Annotated in this window: 3 protein-coding genes and 1 rRNA gene; all 4 read left to right on the top strand. The window is 51.8% G+C overall.

Annotated elements, in window-relative coordinates; genetic code table 11:
• Positions 1 to 229 precede the first annotated feature (229 nt).
• The 4 genes from rrf (at position 230) to QP908_RS11870 (ending at position 2,675) form a co-directional block, all read left to right on the top strand.
• Positions 230 to 347 (top strand): 5S ribosomal RNA (gene rrf / locus QP908_RS11635).
• A 112-nt stretch (positions 348 to 459) separates the two neighbouring features.
• Positions 460 to 1,602, top strand: a complete 1,143-nt coding sequence (locus tag QP908_RS11630; RefSeq protein ID WP_284772348.1) for a hypothetical protein — start codon at positions 460 to 462, stop codon at positions 1,600 to 1,602.
• 43 nt (positions 1,603 to 1,645) lie between these two features.
• Positions 1,646 to 1,972: a type II toxin-antitoxin system RelB family antitoxin gene (gene relB, locus QP908_RS11625; RefSeq protein ID WP_350338382.1), complete on the top strand. Its 327-nt coding sequence runs from the start codon at positions 1,646 to 1,648 to the stop codon at positions 1,970 to 1,972.
• A 508-nt stretch (positions 1,973 to 2,480) separates the two neighbouring features.
• On the top strand, positions 2,481 to 2,675 hold the full coding sequence (locus tag QP908_RS11870; RefSeq protein WP_350338381.1) for a transposase: 195 nt from the start codon (positions 2,481 to 2,483) through the stop codon (positions 2,673 to 2,675).
• Positions 2,676 to 2,923 lie beyond the last annotated feature (248 nt).

Below are 2,923 nucleotides of genomic sequence, written 5' to 3'. Positions count from 1 at the left end.
AGGCCAGACTTGGAAGCACTGTAAGGTGTGAAGGCTACTGGTACTAATTGACCAAGACAAACACACCACAACAACCCCCAAAACACTATGTGGTTTGAGGTTGGATTGTTGGGTGGACTTGTGAAGCGAGTAAACAAACAAATGAACACATTATTGTGTGTCGCGTCCACTATGCAGTATCTGACACAACACCCGCACACAGTGTGGTGGGTAGTGTTCTTTTAGGTTTGTCGGTGGTTTATAGCTACAGGGAAACGCCCGGTCCCATTCCGAACCCGGAAGCTAAGCCTGTACGCGCTGATGGTACTGCAACCGGGAGGTTGTGGGAGAGTAAGTCACCGCCGACACCAAACAACAAACAACTACATAAAGTTTGTACCGAGAGGGGCAAGGACACCGGTTTCAACGGTGACCTTGCCCCTCCTCCTTGTGATCCCAGAATTTTCTATACTGAATCCCATGAGAACTCTTGCACAGGCGGTAACCGGGCTTGTCCGGTCTAATGATCCCGATCTGTACAAGGGTGAACGCGGCGTTTATTACAGCGATCGCATATTTGAAGCTGCTGGGCTTTTAGAGCAGGCAGTAGAGGAACCTGCACAACTTTCTGGCATCGTGCCGCTGAGTCCATCCGATATCGTGCTTGTTGCTCTAGATGCAGTAGAAGAGGTCCTCAAGACTATCCCCGGGGTCAATGACTATGCCCATGCCGTAAGGGATGCCGGCGAAGTCTTGGCGCGGGTAGTTCCTTCCGCGGCAGAGCAAGCTAGTTATTCTGGTCGCGCTTTGGCTGACTGGTTCATACGAATGAACGAGATTTCTTCGGTGGAAGAGATTGACCTTGACCCAGTCTATTTGGCACCTGCTCTCGGGGAAGAGGGCGGTGGCTACGTGGGGCGTCGGCTAGCGGTGCTTGAAGGCACTGCTGAAGCCGTCCTTCGAACCCATGGTCTCAAGGGAAGTGCGGCGTCGCGCTATGAGGGGATCATTGCCGGCCTTTGTGATATCAACCGCTATGCTCTTGCCTTCGATTGGTCCGAGAAGGCGGTTAACGAGTGCGCCGTAGAGGAAACTCGAAATATAGCCTCGGGTTGGGCCGTACTTGCTAAGGAGTATTTTCCGGAACACTCGGAGCGCGTGGCTCGTAGTGTATTCGACACATATCCAGAACTGTCGTCCGCTCAGGAACTCTATGCTGTGGCTACCGACAAGGCGAATGCTGCGGCGCATATACAAGACACGTTGGCGGCTAAGCCATGGGACTTAGCGATGTTCCAACACTTGTGTCTTGAAGACCCTGAACTTGCCTGGAGCACCGTCATAAAGGCGGGAATGGGGCAGTCAATGGCGCAACGATTCCTCGATGACCTCCCGGCGCAGGCTCTTCCCTTCGTTCGCGACGATGTCGCAACTTATCTAGATTCGACTAAGGTTGGTCGCGACATGGGCATCGAGCTGCTGCAGACCATGAGGGAAAAGTCGGCGGAGCTAGGGGAGCCCTGGGAAGCGGAGTTCAACGCATTCTTGACAGGCCTTCGCCGTCGCTACGCCGAACGGCATGTCATTTTAAGGCGACTGGACGAGGTTTTTCTTATTTCTTAATTCGATTACCGCTAAAACGCCCAGGTAGTTCCTATAGGCAACCATGAAGTCAACGGCACCAGGTAGGGACAGCAATGTACGGACAATGCTCACGGGGTGTACAAATCCGTTAACTTGTTGTAAGCGTGTTTACATGAGCGAGTCAGTGATCAGTTTGCGCGTTGACGCGAAGCAAATGGAGCGCCTAGATGCGCTTGCTTCGCGGACTGGACGGACAGGGGCCTTCTATCTTCGCAAGGCCCTAGATTCCTACCTAGATGAACTTGAGTTTGTGTATGCGCTCGAAGCCGAAGCCGAAGCAGCCCGACGCGGAGAATTGGACACAATCTCGTTGCAGGACTTAGAGGACGAGTGTGGCTTGGTCGATTGAGTTCACCCCACGTGCGGCTAAGTCGTTCCGTTAGGTCGGACCAAACGGGGGTCAGCTCCGACTGATTTAGACGATTTTGGTCCTCCGCTTTGCTAACGCGCTTCGCGGTATCAAGAACGGCCTTCCGTAGGGGATTCCGACTACAAGGTGATCATGTTGCCCATCACGCTTGGCTTATTCGATTAGAATTATTGAAAACTATTTGCGACACTCTCGTAGATTAAACATTCTAAACAGGGCTATCTAAGCTGATTGCGATCAGCATTTTAGTCTTTGACGTGATTTGCATGTATCCACTTGCCGTCCAGTTGCAAATCTGTATACTTATACGTACACACACCACATCCGCTCACAATGAAAATTGTGATGGTGTGGTTTTCATTTTTATGGGGGTCAGGTCCGTGCGCGCATTAAAGCTGTGCATGAGAAAGCCCGAACCATCGATAGGTGAGGTTACCCTCGTTTGGTGGACACCCGATTAGTGCGGATTTTGTGTCCGTAAGAGAGGATGTTCATTGTGAGTCAACAACGCCAGAAATACACGCCTGAGTACCGGCGTGAAGCCGCGAACCTAGTAATCGAATCGCAGCGCCCAATTGCTCATGTAGCCAAAGAAATTGGCGTCGCACCTGGCCTTTTAGGCCGGTGGGTAAAAAATGAGCGTCAACGCCTAAGGATCCTCCGATGGGCTAAGCGAGGCTGATCTTCGTGCGGAGAATGCTCGTCTGCGTCGTGAACTGGCAGAAGCCAAGATGGATAACGAGTTTTTGTCAAAAGCGACAGCCTTCTTCGCTTTAAGGCAACGCGAGCAGAAAAGTTCGAATTAATGCAGCAGGAGAAGGCTAACTACAGCATCAAGCGCATGGCACGCCTTTTGAAGGTATCTCGGTCTGGATACTACAAATGGACCCATATACAGCAGCAACGCTTAACCGGTAAGGATGATCGTGC

Source organism: Corynebacterium sp. MSK204 (assembly GCF_030229885.1).
Lineage (GTDB): Bacteria > Actinomycetota > Actinomycetes > Mycobacteriales > Mycobacteriaceae > Corynebacterium.
Note: the sequence above shows the minus strand (reverse complement) of the source record. Positions and strands in the feature narration are given on the sequence as shown.

Bases quoted from the DNA above. Each gene is read 5' to 3' on its own strand.
- QP908_RS11870 (WP_350338381.1), top strand. From the start codon at position 2,481: ATGTTCATTGTGAGTCAACAACGCCAGAAATACACGCCTGAGTACCGG.
- QP908_RS11630 (WP_284772348.1), top strand. From the start codon at position 460: ATGAGAACTCTTGCACAGGCGGTAACCGGGCTTGTCCGGTCTAATGAT.
- relB (WP_350338382.1), top strand. From the start codon at position 1,646: ATGAAGTCAACGGCACCAGGTAGGGACAGCAATGTACGGACAATGCTC.